This is a genomic window from Vibrio sp. 704 (assembly GCF_033339295.1).
Genome location: NZ_JAWOUH010000380.1, coordinates 1 through 743, shown reverse-complemented (window position 1 = coordinate 743; position 743 = coordinate 1). Strand labels below are relative to the sequence as shown.

Below are 743 nucleotides of genomic sequence, written 5' to 3'. Positions count from 1 at the left end.
ATCGAGTTTTTTGACTTCTTCTTGGTAATCAAAATCACTCGGCATTGGATTTGTTTTAGCGTCGTGTTGATGCAAAATGTCTAGGTTGAGCGACTTCGGCCACCAGTTCTTTTCTGTTCTGTCATTGGTGGTCATGGAGCCATGCATTACGGGGCATTTGCCTGTGGAATGCGCATTTTGTTGTGTCATGTTAATTCTCCCATTCTTGCGTTTTGCGAGTGCTAGTCGGTACAACTGGTGAACAAACACGGGCATCCGTTATTAATTAGTGATGTTTTAATACAGAGCATTATCCTTAGGTCGTTTCGCTCGGCGTTATTTCTGCAGCGATCGTAACATCCATGCTGTTTTTTCATGGATGCGCATTCTGTCCGACACCAACGCCACGCTAGATTCGTCATCCGCTTGTTGGGCTAGCTTTAACACTTTACGTGCGGTCTTTACGACTTGTTCGTGATTGTGCGTGAGTATGTCGACCATTTCCGTCGCGCTCGGAACGCCTTCAACCTCTTCAATCACACTGAGTTTGGCGAACTCTTTAAACGTGCCGGGTGCGGGAACGTCCAGTGTGCGTATGCGCTCGGCAATCTCGTCTACAGCCGTCGCAAGTTCGGTATAGTGTTCTTCGAACATGAGATGCAGTTCTCTGAAGTTCGGGCCTTCCACATTCCAGTGGAAGTTGTGCGTTTGCAGATAGAGCGTGTAAGAATCTGCCAAGAGCTGCTTCAAGCCCTCTGCGGTGC

The 743-nt window shown here is 48.0% G+C and carries 2 protein-coding genes; both read right to left on the bottom strand.

Going from position 1 to position 743, the window contains the following annotated elements; genetic code table 11:
- The coding region (locus R7R24_RS26600) for a hypothetical protein (RefSeq protein ID WP_318120102.1) at positions 1-189 on the bottom strand (189 nt) is incomplete at its 3' end.
- Positions 190-315: 126 nt separating this feature from the next.
- On the bottom strand, positions 316-743 hold a 428-nt coding region (locus R7R24_RS26595), incomplete at its 5' end, for a DNA starvation/stationary phase protection protein (RefSeq protein ID WP_318120101.1).